The organism is Aquitalea denitrificans, assembly GCF_009856625.1.
GTDB classification, from domain to species: Bacteria; Pseudomonadota; Gammaproteobacteria; order Burkholderiales; family Chromobacteriaceae; genus Aquitalea; species Aquitalea denitrificans.
This window is the reverse complement of sequence record NZ_CP047241.1, coordinates 3,219,753-3,239,978: the sequence shown is the minus strand read 5'-3', so window position 1 is coordinate 3,239,978 and position 20,226 is coordinate 3,219,753. Positions and strand designations below refer to the sequence as shown.

18 protein-coding genes are annotated in these 20,226 nt (G+C 61.4%); 10 read left to right on the top strand and 8 right to left on the bottom strand.

Going from position 1 to position 20,226, the window contains the following annotated elements:
• Nucleotide 1 precedes the first annotated feature (1 nt).
• From hpaE to GSR16_RS14705, 3 genes are read right to left on the bottom strand one after another with little or no spacing between them, the layout of a single operon-like run.
• Nucleotides 2–1,462: a 5-carboxymethyl-2-hydroxymuconate semialdehyde dehydrogenase gene (gene hpaE / locus GSR16_RS14715; protein ID WP_159878662.1), complete on the bottom strand. Its 1,461-nt coding sequence runs from the start codon at nucleotides 1,460–1,462 to the stop codon at nucleotides 2–4.
• Between the two features lie 53 nt (nucleotides 1,463–1,515).
• On the bottom strand, nucleotides 1,516–2,295 hold the full coding sequence (locus GSR16_RS14710; RefSeq protein WP_159878660.1) for a fumarylacetoacetate hydrolase family protein: 780 nt from the start codon (nucleotides 2,293–2,295) through the stop codon (nucleotides 1,516–1,518).
• Nucleotides 2,292–3,056: a fumarylacetoacetate hydrolase family protein gene (locus tag GSR16_RS14705; protein ID WP_159878658.1), complete on the bottom strand. Its 765-nt coding sequence runs from the start codon at nucleotides 3,054–3,056 to the stop codon at nucleotides 2,292–2,294. Before GSR16_RS14705 ends, GSR16_RS14710 begins: the two co-directional genes overlap by 4 nt.
• A gap of 357 nt (nucleotides 3,057–3,413) precedes the next feature.
• Between GSR16_RS14705 and hpaA the strand changes: the two genes are divergently transcribed.
• Complete coding sequence (gene hpaA, locus GSR16_RS14700; RefSeq protein WP_159878656.1) at nucleotides 3,414–4,304, top strand: 4-hydroxyphenylacetate catabolism regulatory protein HpaA; 891 nt, start codon at nucleotides 3,414–3,416, stop codon at nucleotides 4,302–4,304.
• 78 nt (nucleotides 4,305–4,382) lie between these two features.
• Here hpaA and GSR16_RS14695 read toward each other — a convergent pair whose 3' ends face one another.
• Nucleotides 4,383–5,333 (bottom strand): helix-turn-helix domain-containing protein, encoded by a 951-nt coding sequence (locus GSR16_RS14695; RefSeq protein WP_159878654.1) that lies wholly within the window; start codon nucleotides 5,331–5,333, stop codon nucleotides 4,383–4,385.
• Between the two features lie 548 nt (nucleotides 5,334–5,881).
• Here GSR16_RS14695 and GSR16_RS14690 point away from each other — a divergent pair.
• From GSR16_RS14690 to GSR16_RS14670, 5 genes are all read left to right on the top strand, one after another.
• Entirely contained in the window at nucleotides 5,882–7,381 is a 1,500-nt protein-coding gene (locus tag GSR16_RS14690) for an aldehyde dehydrogenase family protein (protein WP_159878652.1), read from the top strand.
• A 144-nt stretch (nucleotides 7,382–7,525) separates the two neighbouring features.
• A complete protein-coding gene (locus GSR16_RS14685; RefSeq protein ID WP_159878650.1) occupies nucleotides 7,526–8,857 on the top strand; it encodes an aspartate aminotransferase family protein in 1,332 nt (443 codons plus the stop codon).
• Nucleotides 8,858–8,917: 60 nt separating this feature from the next.
• A complete protein-coding gene (locus GSR16_RS14680) occupies nucleotides 8,918–9,622 on the top strand; it encodes a helix-turn-helix transcriptional regulator (RefSeq protein WP_159878648.1) in 705 nt (234 codons plus the stop codon).
• A gap of 144 nt (nucleotides 9,623–9,766) precedes the next feature.
• Entirely contained in the window at nucleotides 9,767–11,278 is a 1,512-nt protein-coding gene (locus GSR16_RS14675) for an APC family permease (RefSeq protein WP_159878646.1), read from the top strand.
• On the top strand, nucleotides 11,259–11,849 hold the full coding sequence (locus GSR16_RS14670; protein WP_159878644.1) for a DUF3156 family protein: 591 nt from the start codon (nucleotides 11,259–11,261) through the stop codon (nucleotides 11,847–11,849). Before GSR16_RS14675 ends, GSR16_RS14670 begins: the two co-directional genes overlap by 20 nt.
• A gap of 72 nt (nucleotides 11,850–11,921) precedes the next feature.
• Here the strand turns inward: GSR16_RS14670 and hpaR are convergent, their stop codons facing one another.
• Nucleotides 11,922–12,404: a homoprotocatechuate degradation operon regulator HpaR gene (gene hpaR / locus GSR16_RS14665; protein WP_159878642.1), complete on the bottom strand. Its 483-nt coding sequence runs from the start codon at nucleotides 12,402–12,404 to the stop codon at nucleotides 11,922–11,924.
• 192 nt (nucleotides 12,405–12,596) lie between these two features.
• Here hpaR and GSR16_RS14660 point away from each other — a divergent pair, with 192 nt between their 5' ends.
• Entirely contained in the window at nucleotides 12,597–13,388 is a 792-nt protein-coding gene (locus GSR16_RS14660) for an SDR family NAD(P)-dependent oxidoreductase (protein ID WP_159878640.1), read from the top strand.
• 75 nt (nucleotides 13,389–13,463) lie between these two features.
• On the opposite strand, the gene GSR16_RS14655 is transcribed toward GSR16_RS14660, so the two are convergent.
• The 3 genes from GSR16_RS14655 to fabI all read right to left on the bottom strand — a co-directional run bounded on the left by GSR16_RS14655 (nucleotide 13,464) and on the right by fabI (nucleotide 16,050).
• Complete coding sequence (locus GSR16_RS14655; RefSeq protein WP_159878638.1) at nucleotides 13,464–14,243, bottom strand: SDR family oxidoreductase; 780 nt, start codon at nucleotides 14,241–14,243, stop codon at nucleotides 13,464–13,466.
• Nucleotides 14,244–14,258: 15 nt separating this feature from the next.
• A complete protein-coding gene (locus tag GSR16_RS14650) occupies nucleotides 14,259–15,086 on the bottom strand; it encodes a MoaF C-terminal domain-containing protein (protein ID WP_159878636.1) in 828 nt (275 codons plus the stop codon).
• Nucleotides 15,087–15,261: 175 nt separating this feature from the next.
• The gene (gene fabI / locus GSR16_RS14645; RefSeq protein WP_159878634.1) at nucleotides 15,262–16,050 is read right to left on the bottom strand and encodes an enoyl-ACP reductase FabI; all 789 of its coding nucleotides are present in this window, start codon (nucleotides 16,048–16,050) and stop codon (nucleotides 15,262–15,264) included.
• Between the two features lie 307 nt (nucleotides 16,051–16,357).
• Here fabI and GSR16_RS14640 point away from each other — a divergent pair, with 307 nt between their 5' ends.
• From GSR16_RS14640 to GSR16_RS14630, 3 genes are read left to right on the top strand one after another with little or no spacing between them, the layout of a single operon-like run.
• Complete coding sequence (locus tag GSR16_RS14640) at nucleotides 16,358–18,145, top strand: extracellular solute-binding protein (protein WP_159878632.1); 1,788 nt, start codon at nucleotides 16,358–16,360, stop codon at nucleotides 18,143–18,145.
• A 2-nt stretch (nucleotides 18,146–18,147) separates the two neighbouring features.
• Nucleotides 18,148–19,197 (top strand): microcin C ABC transporter permease YejB, encoded by a 1,050-nt coding sequence (locus GSR16_RS14635; RefSeq protein WP_159878630.1) that lies wholly within the window; start codon nucleotides 18,148–18,150, stop codon nucleotides 19,195–19,197.
• A complete protein-coding gene (locus GSR16_RS14630) occupies nucleotides 19,194–20,225 on the top strand; it encodes an ABC transporter permease (protein WP_159878628.1) in 1,032 nt (343 codons plus the stop codon). The genes GSR16_RS14635 and GSR16_RS14630 overlap by 4 nt, the downstream gene beginning before the upstream one ends.
• The last annotated feature ends 1 nt before the right edge of the window (nucleotide 20,226 follow it).

Below are 20,226 nucleotides of genomic sequence, written 5' to 3'. Positions count from 1 at the left end.
CTTACAGGCCCCAGCGCGGAATATGGTGGTCGCCCATCGAAATGCAGACGTTCTTGATTTCGGCAAACACCTCGAAGCTGTATTCGCCCCCCTCGCGCCCGGTGCCGGAGGCTTTCACACCACCAAAGGGCTGGCGCAGGTCACGCACGTTCTGGCTGTTGATGAACACCATGCCGGCTTCGATGCCACGGGCCAGACGGTGGGCCTTGCCGATGTCCTGGGTCCAGATATAGGACGCCAGGCCGTATTCCACATCGTTGGCCAGGCGCAGCGCATCGGCCTCGTCGTCAAACGGCATCAGGCACACCACCGGGCCGAAGATTTCTTCCTGCGCAATGCGCATGCGGTTGTCCACATCGGCAAACACCGTGGGCTGGATGAAGTTGCCACGCGCCAGATGGGCAGGCAGGCCGGCCGGGCGTTCCAGACCACCGGCCACCAGACGGGCGCCTTCTTCCATGCCGATGCGGATATAGCCGGTGACCTTGTCGTAGTGCTGCGGGGTGATCATGGAGCCGACCTGAGTTTTCGGGTCTTGCGGGTCGCCGACGATCAGGCGCTTGGCGCGCGCGGCAAATTCTTCGACAAACTTGTCGTATACCGGACGCTGGATGAAGATGCGGCTGCCTGCGGTACAGCGTTCGCCATTGAGCGAGAAGATGGTGAACAGCGCGGCATCCAGTGCGCGGTCCAGATCGGCATCGGCAAAAATCAGCACTGGCGACTTGCCGCCCAGCTCCATGGAAAACTTCTTCAGCCCGGCATTCTGCATGATGCGCTTGCCGGTGGCGGTGCCGCCGGTAAACGACACGGCGCGCACATCCGGATGGCGCACCAGCGCATCCCCTGCGGTGGCACCATAGCCCTGCACCACATTGAACACGCCGGGCGGCACACCGGCTTCCAGCGCCAGCCGACCCAGCTCATTTGCCGTGAGCGGGGACAGCTCGGACATCTTCAGCACTGCAGTATTGCCCAGCGCCAGGCAGGGCGCGGTTTTCCAGGTGGCGGTCATGAAAGGCACATTCCACGGCGACACCAGACCGCACACGCCCACCGGCTGGTACAGCGTGTAGTTGAGCATGCTGTCGTCCACCGGATAGCTGTGGCCGTTCATGCGGGTACACACTTCGGCGAAGAAATCGAAGTTGTGCGAGGCGCGCGGAATCAGCACGTTCTTGGTCTGATGGATGGGCAGGCCGGTGTCCAGTGTTTCCAGCTCGGCCAGCATGGGCACGTTCTGGTCGATCAGCTCGCCCAGACGGCGCATGATTTTGGCGCGTTCCTTGGCCGGAGTGCCCGCCCACTTGGGGAAGGCTTCCTTGGCGGCGGCCACGGCAGCGTTGATTTCTGCCGCGCCACCGGAGGCGACTTCGGTAATCACTTCGCCGGTGGCCGGGTTGACGGTTTCAAAGACTTCCTTGCTCTCGACCTCGCGGCCATTGATCCAGTGCTTGATCATCTTGTGTTCTCCTGTGCGTGCGCAACGGCTACAAGGCTGCGCCGGGTAATGTTTCACACGGTTTGCGCCTGGCGATCCGCGTATTGCGCCTCGCTGACAATGTGGTTGACCAGACGGCCCACGCCCTCCACCTCAACAATCACTTCATCGCCGGGCAGCACATCGGCCAGCCCTTCCGGTGTGCCGGTGGCGATCATGTCGCCGGGGGACAGGGTCATGAAGCTGCTGAGGTATTCGATGAGATAAGGAATATCGAACACCATGTCGCTGGTGTTGCCCTGCTGGCGCAGCTCGCCATTCACCCAGGTGCGCAGGGTGAGGCTGGCCGGGTTGGCCACGTCGTCACGGTCCACCCACCACGGGCCGATCGGAGTGAGAGTGTCGCGGTTTTTCACCCGCAAGTTGGGCCGGTAATAGTTTTCCAGGTAGTCACGTACTGCGTAGTCATTGCACACGCTGAAGCCGGCCACGTAGTCCATCGCCTGTTCGCGGCTGACGTTCTTGGCGGTCTTGCCGATAATCACCACCAGCTCGCACTCGTAATGCATGTACGTGATGTTGTCCGGGCGTACCGATACCTGCCGGTGGCCGGTGAGGGTGGCAGGTGACTTGAGGAATACCAATGGCTCAGTCGGGGCCTTGAAGGCCAGTTCGGCGGCGTGGTCGGCATAATTCAGCCCCAGCGCGAATACCGTGCCTTCAGCCGGCGGCAGCCATTCGACCGCCTCTTCGGCAAAGCGGCGGCCATCAGCCAGTTGTACCGAGTGGTCGTCATTCACCAGAACTGCGTGGATCTCTGCCTCACCGGGCAGGCGGATGCGGGCGTGTTTCATTGGGCGCTCTCCTCGGCGATCAGGTGGTTTTCCAGGCGGCCAATACCGTCGATTTCCACGGCCACGGTGTCGCCGGGGCGGATTTCCAGTTGGCGCAGCGGGGTGGCGGGGATGATCACGTCGCCCGGCTGCAAGGTCATGAACTGGCTGAGGGCGGCAATCAGTTGCGGCACGGAGCGCAACCAGTCGCGGCTGTGATTGGTTTCAGCCAGCTCGCCGTTCAGATAGCTGCGGATTTCCACCTTGAGCGGGTCGATGGCGGCGGCGTCCACCAGCCACGGGCCCATCGGGCAGAAACCGTCGCGGCACTTGGCCTTGACGGCCGGGCGGTAGAAGCTGGTTTCTTCCAGGCTGATTTCATTTGCCACGGTGTAGCCAGCCACCACCTCCAGCGCCTGCTCGACCGCCACTTTGCTGGCCACCTTGCCAATCACCACGCCCAGCGCACCACCGGCAAACACCTTGCCGGCCTGGGTCGGCAGGGCAATGGTGCTGCCGTGGCCGGCGTGGGTATTGCGCGGTTTGATGAACAGCACCGGCGTGGCCGGGGCTTTCTGGTAGGGCGGCTGCTGGAAGTCGGCTTCCAGCTGTTCCAGCAGGCTGCGGTGGTTCAGCGCCACGCCATACACGGTGCCGCTGGCGGGAGCCAGCCATTGCGGGGTGTCCGCCAGTGGATTGCCGTTGTCCAGCAGCAGCTTGCCATCGGCCAGCGCGGTCACGCGGCGGGCTTGCTGGTTCAGCACGATGCGGCCTTGCTTCATCGGTCTCTTCCTTGTTGTGGTGGTGGACAGCGGTGCTGGCCATTTATTTAATATGTTAACTTTATACGGGCCTGCTTCCGCCTTTGTCAACGCGCTTTATCTGCTGCAAGCGCTGTTGCTGCCCACTATGCCATGTGGCATGCCGCATTTTCTAAGGAATTAACTGTACTTTTCATGGAATTATTGCGAACGCTGGTTTATTGGCTTTCTCCGGAATACTGCTTGGAAATGCGAGAAAACCAATCAATTCAAAGGGCAGTGGCCGGTTGTGGCTTGCAGCTGGAAAATGCTTGCTGTACAAAAGATGGAAATCAGTCGGCATGTGGCATTTTGCGCACATGACAGGATGGAGCCGCCATGAAGCAGGAAAGCCGTACCCCGATTCCCAATATCGACATCGGCAAGGTGTATGACAGTCGCTATGGCGAGTCGGATATCAATGTGGAAGCCTTTGGCAAGCTGGCGGAATTCTTTGGCCGCAATATGCCGGTGCACCGGCACGACCGCTTTTTCCAGCTGCATTATCTGGCCAGCGGGCAGATACGGCTGTATCTGGAAGATCAGCACTATGTGGCGCAGGCACCGCTGTTTTTCTTTACCCCGCCCACGGTGCCGCATGCTTTCATCACCGAGGCCGATGCCGAAGGCTATGTGCTGACCGTGCGGCAGGAACTGGCACGCCAGTTATTGCACACACTGCCGCTGACCCAGCGCGAGGCAGGGCTGATGCAGCCCTTCTGTGTCGAGCTGGCCGACGGGGAGGCCACGCAGCACCTGCCGCAGCTACTGGCCCTGCTGGCCGAGGAGTATGGCCATGATGCGGTGGGGCGCGAGGCCGCGCTGCACGGCCTGGTGCAGCTGGTACTGGTGACTGCCTTGCGCCTGAGTGCGCAGGGCGAGCACAGCCGGCAATGCCGCCGCGAGGACTTGCAGATTTTCCATCGTTTCAATGCCTTGATCGAAGCGCATTTTCGCGAGCACTGGCCGCTGTGGCGCTATGGCGAGGAGATGGGGGTGACCGAGTCGCGGCTGAATGATATTTGCCGGCGCATGGCGGATTTGCCGTCCAAGCGGCTGGTGCATGACCGGCTGTTGCAGGAGGCCAAGCGCCTGTTGATGTATTCCGCCGGGTCGGTAAACGAAATTGCCTATCACCTGGGCTTCAAGGATCCGGCGTATTTTTCCCGCTTCTTCCTGCGTGAAACCGGCAGCAAGCCCAGCGCCTACCGCCAGCAGCATGCGGGCTGAGGCAGCACCGGCAGCCTGGTGCGGCTGACAAAAGCTCTTGGAGAATCCGGGCAGGAGCGGGGGTTTTGTCAGCGGGTTTTATTGCAGCAGGCTGCGCTGGCGGGTTTCCGATGGCAGCTCGCAAAACAGCTTGCGGTAATCGCGGGCAAAATGTCCCAGATGGTAAAAGCCCCAGTGCCCGGCAGCGTCACGCACGCCAAGCCCGGCATGTTCTGCTGACAGCAGCATGCGCCGCACCGCATTGAGCCGGATAGAGCGCAGATAATCCACCGGCGTGGTGCCTGCGATCAGCTGAAAGCTGTTTTGCAGGGTGCGCCGGCTGATGCGCAGCTGCTGGCACAGGTCCAGCACCGTCACCGGTTCGTCACTGCTGGCCAGCACGATGGCCTGGCTGCGCCGCACGATGTCACAGTGGGTGGCGTGGGTGAGGTTGATGGCGCGCTCCGGCACACTGCCGTGCAGCAGGTCCAGCAGCAGGCTGATCAACTGGTGTTGCACCAGCTTCTGGCTGCCGGCAAAGCGCATCAGGTCCGGGTTTTCCACTGCTTGATCGAACACGCTTAGCAATAACTGGCGGGTGTGGGCCAGTTGCTCGGGCGGAATCTGGATCACCGGCTGCCATTGGCGCTTGCTGCTTAGCTGCTGGTAAAACTCCGGTGCCAGTGCCGCCAGGTCTTCGTTGCGCACCGATAGCTGAATGGAGTCCACCTCGGCAGGCGCATGCATGATGAATTCTTCATTGCTGCGCAAGGCGGTAATGGCATGACAGCCAACTGCGCGGCCTTGCAGGGTGAGCGGCAGCGGGGCGTGGATGGGGATGGCGAAGTGCACCATGTCGGCGGGGGCGCGGCCATATTGCACCACGCGCTGGTTGAAGGCTTCGCGGAACACTTCCAGATGGCCGGTATTCAGGCGGGACAGCGAGCTGTAAAAGCGCCCGCCACTGATTTGGTCGTATACCTGCTGCCAGCCGGGCAAGTGTGCGGCATGACATTGGGCGTCATCGAAATGGCGGACTTCAGCCAGCATGGTGGACCTCCTGATGCAGTTCTCCGGTGGCAGCCTGTGGCCGCTCACCTGCTGTTTCTGACGATGTAGATGTCAATCTGATGCGACTGCATGTGCGGTCGCCCGGCCTCTGCGGGCCATCTTGTCTGCCGCGGCAAGTTGGTGGCATGTCCGTTTTGGACATGCTGTCTTGTACTGGCCAAGTCCTGACTATATTGGGTCATTTGCCGATGTGCTGCAAAAAATACTTAATATATTATCTATTTGTCTGTCACCCTTGTCGGGCAAGGCTTGCCACAGCCTTGTCCGGCAATCCTCCTGCCGTGTTGGCTGCTGTTTCTTCATTGCAACAACGGGGTCCGGGTGCTGCCTGTTTTGCGCTGTGCTGTCCTGCCGGGCAGGCCATGCAGGATTTGCCGATTTGGGATCAGGCCGCCAAAAACTGACGCGTATATTGATCTGCAACAAATCGCGTTGCTGCTGTTGCTGCTTGTCGGTGACAGATGGCGACAAGGCAAATCAGGCGGCCTGCTTTCGGGTAAGCCCGCCCTGCAAGGAGTGGAGAGAAAATGGATCACAATCGGGTAGTGGTACTGGACGCGGTGAATACCTTCCTGCTGCGCGAGCATGGCTTGCTGGTGGACGGCAAGATGGTGGCGGCCCAGTCCGGCCAACGCAGCGAGGTGCGTAATCCGGCTACAGGACAGGTGATTGCCAGCGTGGCCGATGGCAACGAACAGGATGTGGATGCGGTGGTGCAAAGCGCGCACCGTGCATTTTGCTCTGGCGTGTGGTCCGGCCTGCGCCCGGCCGAGCGCGAGCGCATTCTGCTGAAGCTGGCCGATGTGCTGGAAGCGCACGCCGAGGAGCTGGCCCAACTGGAAACACTGAACCAGGGCAAGTCCATCCATATCTCGCGTGCCATTGAAGTGGGCGCGTCCATCGAATTTGTCCGCTACATGGCCGGCTGGGCCACCAAGCTGGGTGGCGAAACCATGGACGTGTCGATTCCGGTACCGCCCGGCACCCGTTATACCGCCTATACCCGCCGCCAGCCGGTGGGGGTGGTGGCCGGCATCGTGCCGTGGAATTTCCCGCTGATGATTGCCATCTGGAAGATGGTGCCGGCATTGGCCGCCGGTTGTACCGTAGTGCTCAAGCCGTCCACCGAAACCCCGCTCACCGCGCTGCGTCTGGGTGAGCTGGCACTGGAGGCCGGCATTCCGCCCGGCGTGGTGAATGTGCTGACCGGGCGTGGCTCCCGTGCCGGTCAGGCGCTGGCCGGCCACCCGCTGGTGAGCAAGGTGTCGTTTACCGGCTCCACCGAAATCGGCAAAACCATCGGCCATACCGCCATCGACAATATGACCCGTTTCTCGCTGGAGCTGGGCGGCAAGAACCCGATGATCATGCTGGGTGATGTGGATGTGGACAAGGCCATCCAGGGCGCGCTGATGGGCGGCTTCCTCAATCAGGGCCAGGTATGTGCCGCCGCTTCCCGCCTGTATATCCAGCGCAGCAAGTTCAATCAGGTCGTCGAAGGACTGGCCGCTGCCGCCAACAGCATGACGCTGGGTAGCGGCATGGACCTGAACGCCCAGGTCAATCCGCTGGTGTCGGCACGCCAGCAGCAGTCGGTGTGTCGGCTGATCGACACCGCCCGCAGCGAAGGCGCCAGCATTCTGGCCGGTGGCGGCGCGGCTGATCTGCCGGGTTACTTCGTCAAGCCCACCATCATTGTCAATGCGGCCCAGCACAGCACCATCGTGCGCGAGGAAGTATTCGGCCCGGTGCTGGTGGCGCTGCCCTTCGACCATCCCGACGAGGCCATTGCCATGGCCAATGACTCGCGCTATGGCCTGGCTGCCAGCTTGTGGACCAACGACCTGTCCGCCGCCATGAACCTGGTGCCGCGCATCGAGGCTGGCACGGTGTGGGTCAACAGTCATATCCCGCTGGACCCCAGCCTGCCGTTTGGCGGTTTCAAACAATCCGGCATCGGCCGCGAGTTTGGTCGCGGGGCGGTGGAAAACTTTACCGAGACCAAGTCGGTCTGCATCGCGCACTGAGCGGCAAGAAAAATACCGGTCCCGCGCATCCCTGCCTGCTGTTCCGCCACGTGATGGCCAGCAGGGGTGCAAGGCGAAGCGGAAAGCCGCCTCAGATTTTGTTGGCCGTCATCGGCCGCACATTTGTCTGCAAAGGAGTAACCCATGTCTTACGACAAGTCCCGTTTCTGGCACCCCATGCTGCACCCCAATGAAATGAAGCAGCGTCAGCCCATCCGCGTCGTGCGGGGGGATGGCTGTTACGTGTTTGACGACCAGGGCCACAAGCTGGTGGATGGCGTGGCCGGTTTGTGGAACGTCAACGTCGGCCACAACCGCCCGGAAATCAAGCAGGCCATCGTGGCGCAGCTGGACGAACTGGAGTATTTCCAGCTATTTGACGGCATCTCCCACCCGCGGGCCGAGGAGCTGTCCGCCACCCTCATCGACATGCTGAAGCAGGAAGACATGGCGCGGGTCAGCTTCAGTTCCGGCGGCTCGGATGCGGTGGAAACCGCGCTCAAGCTGGCCCGCCAATACTGGCGCGTCAGCGGCCAGCCGGACCGCACCAAGTTCATCTCGCTCAAGCAGGGCTATCACGGCGTGCATTTCGGTGGTGCTTCGGTCAATGGCAATACCGTGTTCCGTCGCAGCTACGAACCGCTGCTGCCCGGCTGCTTCCATGTGGAAACGCCGTGGCTGTACCGCAACCCGTTTACCGAAGATCCGGAAGAGCTGGCGCAAATCTGCGCGCAGATGCTGGAGCGGGAAATCCTGTTCCAGAGCCCGGACACCGTGGCCGCCTTTATTGCCGAACCCATCCAGGGTGCCGGTGGCGTCATCGTGCCGCCCGCCAGCTACTGGCCGCTGATCCGCGCGGTGTGCGACAAGTACGGCGTGCTGTTGATTGCCGATGAAATCGTTACCGGTTTTGGCCGTTCCGGTTCCATGTTCGGCAGCCGTCTGTGGGGCGTGAAGCCGGACATCATGTGCCTGGCCAAGGGCATTTCCTCCGGCTATGTGCCGCTGGGTGCCACCGTGGTGAACCAGCGGGTGGCCGATGCCTTTGCCAAGAACCAGGATTTTGGCGGCGTCATCATGCACGGCTACACCTATGCCGGTCACCCGGTAGCCTGCGCGGCGGCCATTGCCAACCTCAAGATCGTGCGCGAGGAAAACCTGCCGGCCCAGGCCGCCGCCCAGGGTGAATACCTGCTGGCCAAGCTCAACCCGTTTGCCGACAAATACGCCGCCGTTGGTGAGGTACGTGGCAAGGGCCTGATGATTGCGCTGGATCTGGTGCAGGACAAGCACAGCCGCGAGCCTATCGATCCGATGGGCGGCTATGCCAACAAGGTTGCCGAAATCGCGCGTGAAAACGGCGTGCTGGTACGCCCGGTGGGCACCAAGATCATCCTGTCGCCGCCGCTGGTCATTGGTCAGGCAGAATGCGATGCCATCGTCAGTGCGCTGGCCGCCGGTTTCGAGGCTGCCTGAACCACGTGACGGGAGGGAGTGGGCCAAGCGCCTGCTTCCGCCCATTGCCAGGACAACACCATGGCCCATCTGCTTGCTGACGCACCGGTGGCAAAGCCGTTGCAACGCTGTCTGGACGTGCTGCAGGATGTGTTGCCGCATAGCGCCACTGCCTTTTACCGGGTGGACCGGCAGCAGCAGCCGCATGATTTCGTCTTGCGCCACATGCCGCAAGAGCTGCACCAGCACTATGTTGCGCGTTACATGGGGCACGACCCGCTGCATCCGGCCAGGCTGGCGCGCCAGCCGCTGGATGTGGTGACGCTGGGCAGCGCCTTGCCGACCGCGCAACGTGCCACATCGCGCTATGCGCCGTTTCTGGCCAGCAACCGGCTGGTGGATGTCGCGGAAATCCTGCTGCGGCGGCAGGGGCGGGTGGTGGCCGCTTTCTCCTTGTTACGGCAAGGGCGGATGCCCGGCTTTGCCGACGACGAGCTGCGTGTGCTGCATGGCTTGCATGGTCTGCTGGACATGGCGCTGGACAGCACGCTGAGCCAGCCTTGCCCGGACCCCGCCATCGTGCTGACCGAGCGCGAGCAGGCAGTGGCCATGCTGTTGTCTACCGGTGCCTGCAACAAGACCATTGCCCGCGAGCTGAACATGGGGCTCGCCACGGTCAAAACCCATTTATTGCACCTGTTTCGCAAGTTTGATGTGAGTAGTCGTACCGCGCTGGCGCATGCGCTGTTTGTCCGGCAACAAGCCGAACAGTACTTGCGGCAGTGACGGTTTCGTCCGGGACAGCCATAAAAAGAAGCGCGCCCGGTTATCAGCATGATGGGGAAGGTGTACTGATGCGCCACAGACAGGTAGCAAGCCTGCTGCAGTGCCTCCCTGCCATGGTTAGCGAGTCTTCAGGAGGAAAACAGCATGTCGATAGAGAAGAAACTGACCCGGCACCTGCAGCAAGGGGTGGTGGGTTTTCCGGTGGCGCTGGCCAGTTCGGTCGGCGTGGTGATGGCCAGCCCGGTCATCCTTACCGTTACCAGCGGTTTTGGCATGGCGGGCAGTACCTTTGCCCTGGCCATGCTGATTGCCTTCATCATGATGCAGGCGCAGGCCACCACCTTTGCCGAAGCGGCCTCGATGATGCCGACGTCCGGTGCTGTCTACGATTACATATCCTGCGGGCTGGGGCGCTTCTGGGCGATTACCGGCACCATTTCCGCTTATCTGCTGGTGCATGTGTTTGCCGGTACGGCGGAAACCATCCTGTCCGGCATCATGGCGCTGGTGAACTTTGAACACCTCAACACCATGCTGGAGCACAGCGGTACTTCCTGGATGGTGGGGGTTGGGCTGGTGGTGCTGTTCGGCATCCTCAATGCGCTGGGCGTCACCATTTTCGGCAAGGCCGAAATCGTGCTGACCTTCGTGATGTGGGCCACGCTTACCGTGTTCGGCATCATCGGCCTCATCAAGGCCCCGGCCGTGTCGCTGCAAGGCTGGTTTGGCAGCCCGCTGGACCTGAGTGACGCCAGCGGCGTGCTCAGCCTCATCGGCATGGCCATGTTCATGTTTGTCGGTTTCGAGCTGGTGACCCCGCTGGCCCCGGAGCTGAAAAACGCCGGTCGCAATATTCCGCGTGCCGCCAAGCTGGGCCTGACCGGCGTGGCCGTCACCATGGCCATCTACGGTGCGGCCATGGTGCATCAGGTGGCCAATGTGGCGATGGACCCGAAAAATCCCACCGGCCCGCATTTGCTGGATACCCCGATGGCCATTCCGGCCTTTGCCGATCAGGTGATGGGCCCCTTCGGCAAGATCTGGCTGGGTATCGGCCTGCTGTTTGCCGGTGCCGCCACCATCAATACCCTGATTGCCGCATTGCCGCGCATCCTGTACGGCATGGCGGTGGATGGTGCGCTGCCCAAGGCGTTTACCTATCTGCACCCGCGTTTCAAGACGCCGCTGGTGGGCATTCTGGTGGCGGTGGTCATTCCCTGCGTCCATGCCTGGTTCATCCAGGGTGATCTGGACCGCATCATGCCGCTGGTGCTGGCGGCGGTGTGCGCCTGGGGTGTGGCTTATCTGCTGGTGAATCTGGCCATTGTCCGTCTGCGCTTCACCCGGCCGGATTTCCCGCGGGCCTATCGCTCGCCCTGGTTCCCGCTGCCGCAGATCATCTCCTCGGTGGGCATCCTGATTGCCATCTGGTACATCACTCCGCCGGGCATGCATCCGCGGGACATCTATCTGCCCTTTGGCATCATGCTGGGTCTGACTGCGCTGTATGCACTGGTGTGGACCGTGTTTGTCCAGAAGGTGAACCCCTTCCGTGCCGTAGCCATTGAAGACATTCTGGCCGAGGAGTTCGGCAAGGTGGGCGGCCATGCTTCGCTGATCGACGAGGAGCTCAAGCGTGTTGCCTCTGGTGCTTGAGCGGCTGTGGCAGCCGCGCCTGCCACGGGCTTACCGGCCGGGGGCAACCCTGGTCAGGCTGGCGCAAGACCTGAACGGGCTGGAAGTGGTCGGTGCGGAAGAGGGCTGTCCGGCATACCGCTTGCCTGCTGCGGACTGGTTTTTCCGGGTGGAGGAGCGGGTGGAAAGCCAGTTCCTGCTTCATACCGTCAGTTGCTGCTTTGTACTGGCACTGCCTGGTACTGCGCCATCCCGTCCGTCCCGGCTGCAACTGCAACACCGCGGCAACTGGCAGCGCAGCGGTTTTGCCTGTTTGTGCCGTGAGGGGGATGGTGCAGCGCTGGCGGGCCTGATGGCCTTGTTACAGCAGGACCGCGACTTGCACACTGCGCTGATGCCGCTGGATTTCAAGCGTTGTGAACTGATTGCGGATGAGCAGGGCTGGCGGCTGGAAGTCGAGCATTTTGCCGCCAGTGAAGTGGTGGGCAGCTTCCCGCCTTTTCGCCGCTATATCCGGCTGTTGTCCACACAAAAGCTGGCCTTGCTGGCGGTAATGGCGGCGGTGCGGCGAGTGGTGGCCAGTGCGGGCTGATTTTCACGCGGTAAAACAATACACAACAGGCCCCGGCATTACACCGGGGTCTGTTGCTTTCCGTTTCTAATTTCAGAGGTCCGCTTCGGTCGGCTGCGGCTTGTCCTCGGTCAGCGCCACGGGGGCAGGCAGTTGTTCCAGTTCGTTCAGCAGGCTGATCAGCAGCTCCAGCTTTTCCTCGCCAAAATGCGCTTCTATCTGCCGGTAGCAGGCATTGGACAGCGGCGCGACTTCACGGGTCAAGCGACGGCCTTCCCTTGACAAGGACACGATCAGCCGACGGCTATCCACCTTGTCACGGCTGCGGTGAATCAGGCCGGCCTTTTCCATGCGCACCAGAATGCCGGTGAGGCTGGGGGACAGGATGCAGGCCAGGTCGGCAATCACCCCGGCTTCCATTTCGCCGCGGTCATCCAGCAGGCGCAGAATGCGCCATTGCTGTTCGGTCAGGCCCACACTGTTGAGCAAGGGACGAAAGTAAGCCATGACGGCTTCACGGGCGCGCAGCAAGTGCTGCGGCAGGCGGTGCTGGTGTTGTGCGCTGGAAGTTGGCATGCGATTCAGGATGGCGGATCAATGTGATTAATATCTTAACATTCTGAGCGCCTGTTCCCAAGTCGCCATCTGCCATTTGCCCGGCACCATGTGGGCCACATGCAGAGGCGGCTCCTCCATCTGGTGGATGGGGGAAGATGGCTGGCCTGCCTACACTGTGCTTTCCCGTTCTTATTTCAGGAAGGAAAGCAGATGGCAGCACAAGCCAAAACCGTGGTGATTACCGGTGCCGGCAGTGGCATAGGCGCAGCCTGCGCCGCATTGCTGGCAGCCGACGGCGTGCAGCTGGTGTTGATTGGCCGTCGTGCCGCACCCGTGCAGCAGCTGGCCGCGCAATACGGTGCGCTGGCACTGGCGGGCGATGCAGCGGACAGCACGCTTTGGCCGGACTGGCTGGCGCATATCCACCAGCGCTTTGGCACGGTGACTGACCTGCTGTGTTGCGCCGGTGGCCTGGGCATGGGCAGTGCGCTGGATACGGACGATGCCGCGTGGCAGGCCGCCATGCGTGCCAATCTGGGTACCGCTTTTGTTGCTGCACGAGCATGTCTGCCGGATTTGATGGCCAGCCGGGGTGCCATGGTGCTGCTGGCTTCGATAGCCTCACTGGCCGCCGGGCCGGAGGTGTGTGGCTATACCACCGCCAAGCATGCGCTGATTGGCCTCACCCGTTCGCTGGCGCGTGATTACGGCCCGCACGGGGTGAGGGTGAATGCGGTGTGTCCCGGCTGGGTGAAAACGCCGATGGCGGATGAAGAAATGCAGCCGTTGATGCAACAGTATGGCGACAGCCTGGATGAGGCCTATGCCCGGGTAACGGCGGATGTTCCCTTGCGCCGGGCTGCCGCGCCGGAGGAAATCGCCAGCATCTGTCGCTTCCTGCTGTCGGAGCAGGCCAGCATCATCACCGGGGCCGCCATTGTGGCTGATGGCGGCTCCAGCATTGTCGATGTGCCTACCCTGGCTTTCAACGCACTGTCCTGAGTACAGTTTCAATTGGATTCAATGAACAACACCGCCTACATGGCGGTGTTGTCGTTTGCGGTGCTACCAATTGTTTCAGTGCAGCGCCGCCGTGCTTTCCGGCAAGGTGGCACCGCCATCCACGATGATGGTCTGGCCGGTGATGTAGGCGGCGGCATCCGAAGCGAGAAACAGCATGGCGGCGGCAATATCTCCCGGCTCGCCCAGTCGCCCCAGTGGAATGTTGCGGGCGATGGCGGCATTCAGGCTGTCATCGCCCAGATTATCCATGGCCGGGGTGCGGATCATGCCCGGTTCCACGCCGTTGACGGTGATGCCATCGCCCGCCAGTTCCAGCGCGGCGGCGCGGATGAAGCCATTGACCCCTGCCTTGGAAGCGGCATAGTGTGCCAGCCCCGGATAGGCAACCCGCGGGCCGGTCACCGAGGAAGTCACCAGCATGCGCCCGCCGCCTTGCGCGCGCATGGCGGGCAGGGCGGCCTGACTCAGCCAGAACAGCGCCTGCAGATTCACCGCCAGCGTTCGCTGCAGCAGGGGCGGGGTGATGTCGGCAAACGCAGTGAGCGGGAAGTAGGCCGCGTTGTGGATCAGCACATCCAGCCGACCATATTCTGCCAGTACCTGCGCGACAAGTGCGGTGGCCTGTTCCGGCTCGGCCAGATCGCACTGGCAGGCACTAGCCCTGAAGCCTTGTGCCTGCAAGGCGGTGGCAGTGGCACGGGCTGTTTCTGCCTGCACATCGGCCACCACCACCGTGGCCGTGTGGCGGGCAAACAGTTGGCTGATGGCGGCACCTATGCCTTGTGCGCCGCCAGTCACCAAGACCACCTTGCCGGCAAAGTCAAAGCTCAGCATGGGTACGTCTCCGGCTTACAGCGCATGGCTGGTGTGGTTGAGGATCTGCGCCTTGGCACCCACCGGGAAATTGGACAGGGCAGTAAAGTCATTGCCCTGATAGCCAAAAATCTTGCCATCGGTTTTCAGCTGCTGCAGGTCGATCAGCACCACGCCCAGCGTGGGGACAATCTTTTCCCGCCAGACAAACAGGTAGAGCTGCTCTGCCAGTTTGAAGTAATGGCAGCGGTCCACATCGGCCAGCCCTTGCTCCACCCCTTGCAGGCATTGCCAGGTATAGAAGTGGCTATTCAGATAGATGTGTTCGTAGCATTCGGTGGGGCTGTAGCGGTACTGGTTGCGCAGGCCGATCAGCTCGTCGGTGCTGTGGTGCAGCGCGCTGTGTGCTGTCACCGGCTGATCGATGCAGCCATGGGCAAAACGGCAGTCCACCGCGGTCAGCGCCTCACCGGACAGCACGCGGCTGAAGGCGGAGCGGGCGACATCCTCCTCCTGTGGCAGCACCCCGGCCACGGCAGTGAACAGGCCATGTGCCAGATCCAGTACCAGGCTGAGCGAATGCCCGTGCTGCCCTTCCAGCAGGAAATCCAGCAACACGATATCGGGGCGTAGGCTGCTGGCGCGGTAGCGGCCCTGGCCGCTGAAGCCTGACGCCTCTCCGTCGGTCAATGCCGTCAGCTGGCAATCCGCGGCATTCACTTGCAAGCGGGCACGGCTGCCATCGGCAAAATGCAGTTGCAACTGACGGCCTTGCAGCAGCGGGCTGAAAGGCAGGATGTGGCTTTCCGGGGCAAAGCCGTCGGCCAGATCACCGACCGGGATGAAAACGGGTTGATTGCTCATGCTGCGCTCCTGATGAAGGTGGGTGTGGGCGCAGTGTGCAATGGGCTTGGGGCGGCAACCATCCACCGTATGGTGGAGCCATAAAGTAAAACAGGGCGCTGTCCCGGCAGGAGAGCGCCCTGTAATGCTTATCCCCTCAGTGAAGCCAAGGAGATACGCGATGAAAGCTGCGGAATCAGGCGTCCGGCACGTTCATCGAGTTGATGCTGAAACCGGCGTCCACATAGGTGATTTCGCCGGTGATGCCGGAGGACAGGTCCGACAGCAGGAAGGCAGCGGTGTTACCCACTTCTTCGGTGGTCACATTGCGGCGCAGACAGGATTGGCCGGCAGCAATCGACAGCAGCTTGGAGAAGCCGGAAATGCCGGCAGCAGCCAGGGTCTTGATCGGACCGGCGGACAGGCCGTTCACCCGGATGCCGTCCTTGCCCAGGCTGGCAGCCATGAAGCGTACCGATGCTTCCAGGCTGGCCTTGGCCAGACCCATCACATTGTAGTTGGGGATGGCACGTACCGCACCCAGGTAGGACAGGGTCAGCAGGGCACCGTTACGGCCTTGCATCATCGGGCGGGCAGCCTTGGCCAGTGCCGGGAAGCTGTAGGCCGATACATCATGTGCGGTCTGGAATGCTTCGCGGCTCAGTGCGTCCAGGAAGTCGCCTTCCAGCGATTCGCGCGGGGCGAAGGCAATGGCGTGTACCAGGCCGTCCAGGCCATCCCACTGTTTGCCCAGGTCGACAAACAGTTGATTGATTTCATCGTCGTTCTGTACGTCGCAGCGGTATACCAGTTGACTGCCGAAGTCCTTGGCCATCTCGCGTACACGATCTTCCAGCTTGTCCACCACATAGGTGAACGCCAGCTCGGCACCTTCGCGGTGGCAGGCCTGAGCAATGCCGTAAGCGATGGAGCGGTTGGAGATCATGCCGGTAATCAGAATTTTTTTGCCTTGCAGAAAGCCCATTTGGAGTCCTTCTTGGTAGAAACAGGGGGGCATTATACCCAAGCCTGGGCTACGCTGTCGTGGGGATTGTCCTACAGCCTGCCTTTACTCTGCGGCAGCCGGTCGGAAAAAGGTTTATATCGTGGTAACAAGCCGTAAAACGGTGGGGGGCAACATACCGCCACCATACGGAAACAGGCTATTCTAGCCAGGATGTATCATAAAGCTTGTAGTGGCAGAGTCTGACGCACCGCGCCAGCCTGTCTGGACAAGAGTAAAAACCACAATGATAAGCTAGTCATGATTAATGCGTAAGCTGTAAAACAAGATGAAACATTTACACTGGCTAGGGGTCACGCTGCTGCTGTGGGCGTGCAGCGGCATGGCTGCGCCGTCTCAGGCGCTGGGCTATGCGCCGAAATACGCGGCAGGCTTTACACATTTTGACTATGTCAATCCGGCGGCACCCAAGGGTGGACGGCTGATGCTGTCGGCACAGGGAGGTTTTGACACACTCAATCCCTTTTCCCTCAAGGGCGACAAGGCGGACGGTATCGAGGCGCTGACGCTGGAAACCCTGGGGGTGAGCAGCGAGGACGAACCCTACAGCTGCTACGGCCTGCTGGCCGACGATATGCAGCTGGCGGCGGACAAGCTGTCGATGCGCTTTCACCTCAACCCGCTGGCCCGTTTTGCCAATGGCCGGTCGGTGCAGGCCGCCGATGTGGTGGCTTCCTTCAATACCCTCACCCGCGACCGCAGCGCCGCCCCGCTGTATCGGCTGTACTGGGCCGATGTGAAGCAGGTGGTGGCGCTGGATGCAGCCACGATCCGTTTTGACTTCAAGCGCAGAAATTCCGAACTGCACATGATTCTGTGCCAGTTGCCGGTGTTTTCCCGGCAGTGGATTCCCGCCGGCAAGACACTGGCCGACATGGTGCTGGTGCCGCCCGTCGGTTCCGGCCCTTATGTGCTGAGCCAATACCAGTTGGGCAAGAACATCCGTTTTAGCCGCAATCTGCATTACTGGGCGGCCAATTTGCCGGTACGCCGCGGCATGTTCAATTTTGACGAAGTCGGCTACCGCTATTACCAGGACGAAACCGCCCGGCTGGAGGCTTTCAAGGCCGGCGAGTTCGATGTATCAGCCGAGAACATGGCCAAGCAGTGGGCGCGTTCGTATATCGGCCCCAAGTTTGATGATGGCCGCATCGTCAAGAAAGTGCTGCCGCATCAGCGCAGTGCCGGCATGCAGGGCTTTGTGTTCAATGTGCGGCGGCCACAGTTTGCCGACAAGCGCCTGCGGCAGGCCATCAGCCTGGCCTTTGACTTCGAATGGGCCAACCGCAACCTGTTTTACGGCCAGTACCGGCGCAGCAACAGCTTCTTCACCAATAGCGAGATGGCTGCCAGCGGTTTGCCGGGGCCAGACGAGCTGAAACTGCTGGAGCCGATCCGGGAAAAGCTGGACCCGGCAGTGTTTGGCCTGCCGGTGGAGCCGCCGTTCACCGATGGCCGCTATGGCATCCGTCGCAATCTGCGCCAGGCACGCCAGCTGTTGTTTGAAGCCGGCTGGCGTTACGAGGGCGGCCAGCTGGTGGACCACATGGGCCGGCCCTTGCGCATCGAGTTCCTCACTTATTCCAAGGTATACGACCGCGTCGCCAGCGGCTGGCAGCAGAATCTGGCCAAGCTGGGCATTACGCTGAACGTGCGCGTGGTGGACCCGGCCATCTACCAGCGCCGGCTGAACGACTTCGACTACGACATGACGGTGGTGGTGTACGCCGCCGGCAACAGCCCGGGCAACGAGCAGCTGGATTTCCATAGCTGCCAGGCGGCACAGACGCCGGGTTCACAAAACTGGGCCGGCCTGTGCGACCCGGCAGTCGAGGCATTGTTACTAAACTTCATGCACTTTGCCGATCGCCAGCAACTGCTTGCCGCCAGCCATGCACTGGACCGGGTGCTGCGCGCCGGTTATTACCTGGTGCCCAACTGGAATCTGCCTTATCACCGCATGGCATGGTGGAACCGCTTTGGCCAGCCGGCCAAACTGCCGCTGTATTACAGCCCGACCACGTGGGCCATCGAAACCTGGTGGGAGAAAAAATAAGCATGTGGCGCTATATCCTGAAACGGTTGTTGCTGATGATTCCCACACTGATCGGCGTGCTGGCACTCACCTTTGCCATCATCCAGTTTGTGCCGGGTGGCCCGGTGGAGCAGATGGTGCAGCAACTGAGCCATGCTGGCGTGGCCGGCGAAACCGTGGCCGCTGCCGGTCCCATGCATAGCCGCGGCGGCTTGCAGCCGGAGGAGTTACAGGCGCTAAAACAGCTGTACGGTTTTGATCAGCCGCCCTTGCAACGTTTTGGGCATATGCTGGCCGGCTTTGCCCGGTTTGATCTGGGCGACAGCTTTTTCCATCACCAGTCGGTGGCGCAGCTGATTTTGTCCCGTTTGCCGGTATCAATGAGCATCGGCCTGTGGACCTTCTTCATCACCTATCTGTTGTGCATCCCGCTGGGCATTGCCAAGGCGGTGCGCGACGGCAGCCTGTTCGATCTGGCCAGCAGTACGGTGATTCTGTTGGGTTACGCCATTCCGGGCTTCGTACTGGGCGTGGCCTTGCTGGTGCTGTTTGGTGGTGGCAGTTTCTGGCAGTTGTTTCCGCTGCGCGGGCTGGTGAGCGACAACTGGGATAGCTTGAGCTGGCTGGACAAGGTGCTGGATTACCTGTGGCATATCGTGCTGCCGGTAACGGCCTCGGTGGTGGGTAATCTGGCGGTGATGACCATGCTGACCAAGAACGTGTTCCTGGAAGAAATCCGCCGTCAGTATGTGTACACCGCCCGTGCCAAGGGCCTGTCCGAGCGTACCATCCTCTACCGCCATGTGTTCCGCAATGCGCTGATTCCGCTGATTACCGGTTTCCCGGTCGCCTTCATCGGGGCTTTCTTCACCGGCAGCCTGCTGATTGAAACCCTGTTTTCGCTGGACGGGCTGGGCCTGCTGTCCTACGAGTCTGTCATGCGGCGCGATTACCCGGTGGTGATGGGCAGCCTGTATGTGTTCACCCTGCTGGGGCTGGTGGCCAAGCTGCTGTCCGATCTCAGCTATGTGCTGGTGGATCCGCGCGTCAGTTTCGACGGAGGGGAGCGATGAGCCACGCACCCAGCCTTACCCCTGGCCAGCGTGCCTGGCGGCGCTTCCGTCAGCACAAACGTGGTTTTTTCAGTCTGTGGCTGTTTCTGCTGCTGTTTGCGCTGTCACTGGGGGCCGAGCTGCTGTCCAACGACAAACCGCTGGTGGTGCGCTACCACGACCAGCTGTATTTCCCAGTGTTGTTTGATTACAAGGAAACCGAATTCGGTGGTGATTTCGATACCGCTACCGATTATCTGGACCCCTTCATCCAGGACCAGTTTGCCCGGCCAGGCAATTTTGCTGTCTATGCGATGAATCCTTACAGCTACAACACGGTGAACTACTTTGCCGACAATCCCAACCCGGCAGCACCGTCCTTCGATAATGTGCTGGGTACCGATGACCGTGGGCGCGATGTGCTGGCGCGGCTGATCTACGGCTTTCGGGTGTCGGTGCTGTTTGCGCTGGCGCTTACCCTGTCCGGCACTGTGCTGGGCGTGTTGTTTGGTGCACTGCAGGGTTTTTTTGGCGGCAAGTTTGACCTGGTGGTGCAGCGTCTGCTGGAGGTCTGGGGCAGCCTGCCCGAGCTTTACCTGTTGATCATCCTGGCCTCGCTGTTCAAGCCCGGCTTGTGGCTGCTCCTGCTGCTGCTCACCCTGTTTGGCTGGATGGGCCTGGCCGATTATGTGCGGGCCGAATTCCTGCGCAACCGCCAGATGGAATATGTGCTGGCGGCGCGGGCTACCGGCCTGAACAGCTGGCAGATCATGTGGCGGCATGTGCTGCCCAACAGCCTGACACCGGTGTTGGCCTTTCTGCCATTCCGGGTGAGCGGGGCGATTTTGGCCCTCACCAGCCTGGATTTTCTAGGTCTGGGTGTGCCATCTTCCACGCCCAGCCTGGGCGAGCTGCTGGCACAGGGCAAGGATAATCTGGATGCCTGGTGGATTGCTCTGCCTACCTTTGCCGTACTGACCACCACCTTGCTGCTGCTGATTTTCATTGGCGAGGGCCTGCGCGCCGCGCTGGACACCCGGAAAGGCTGAG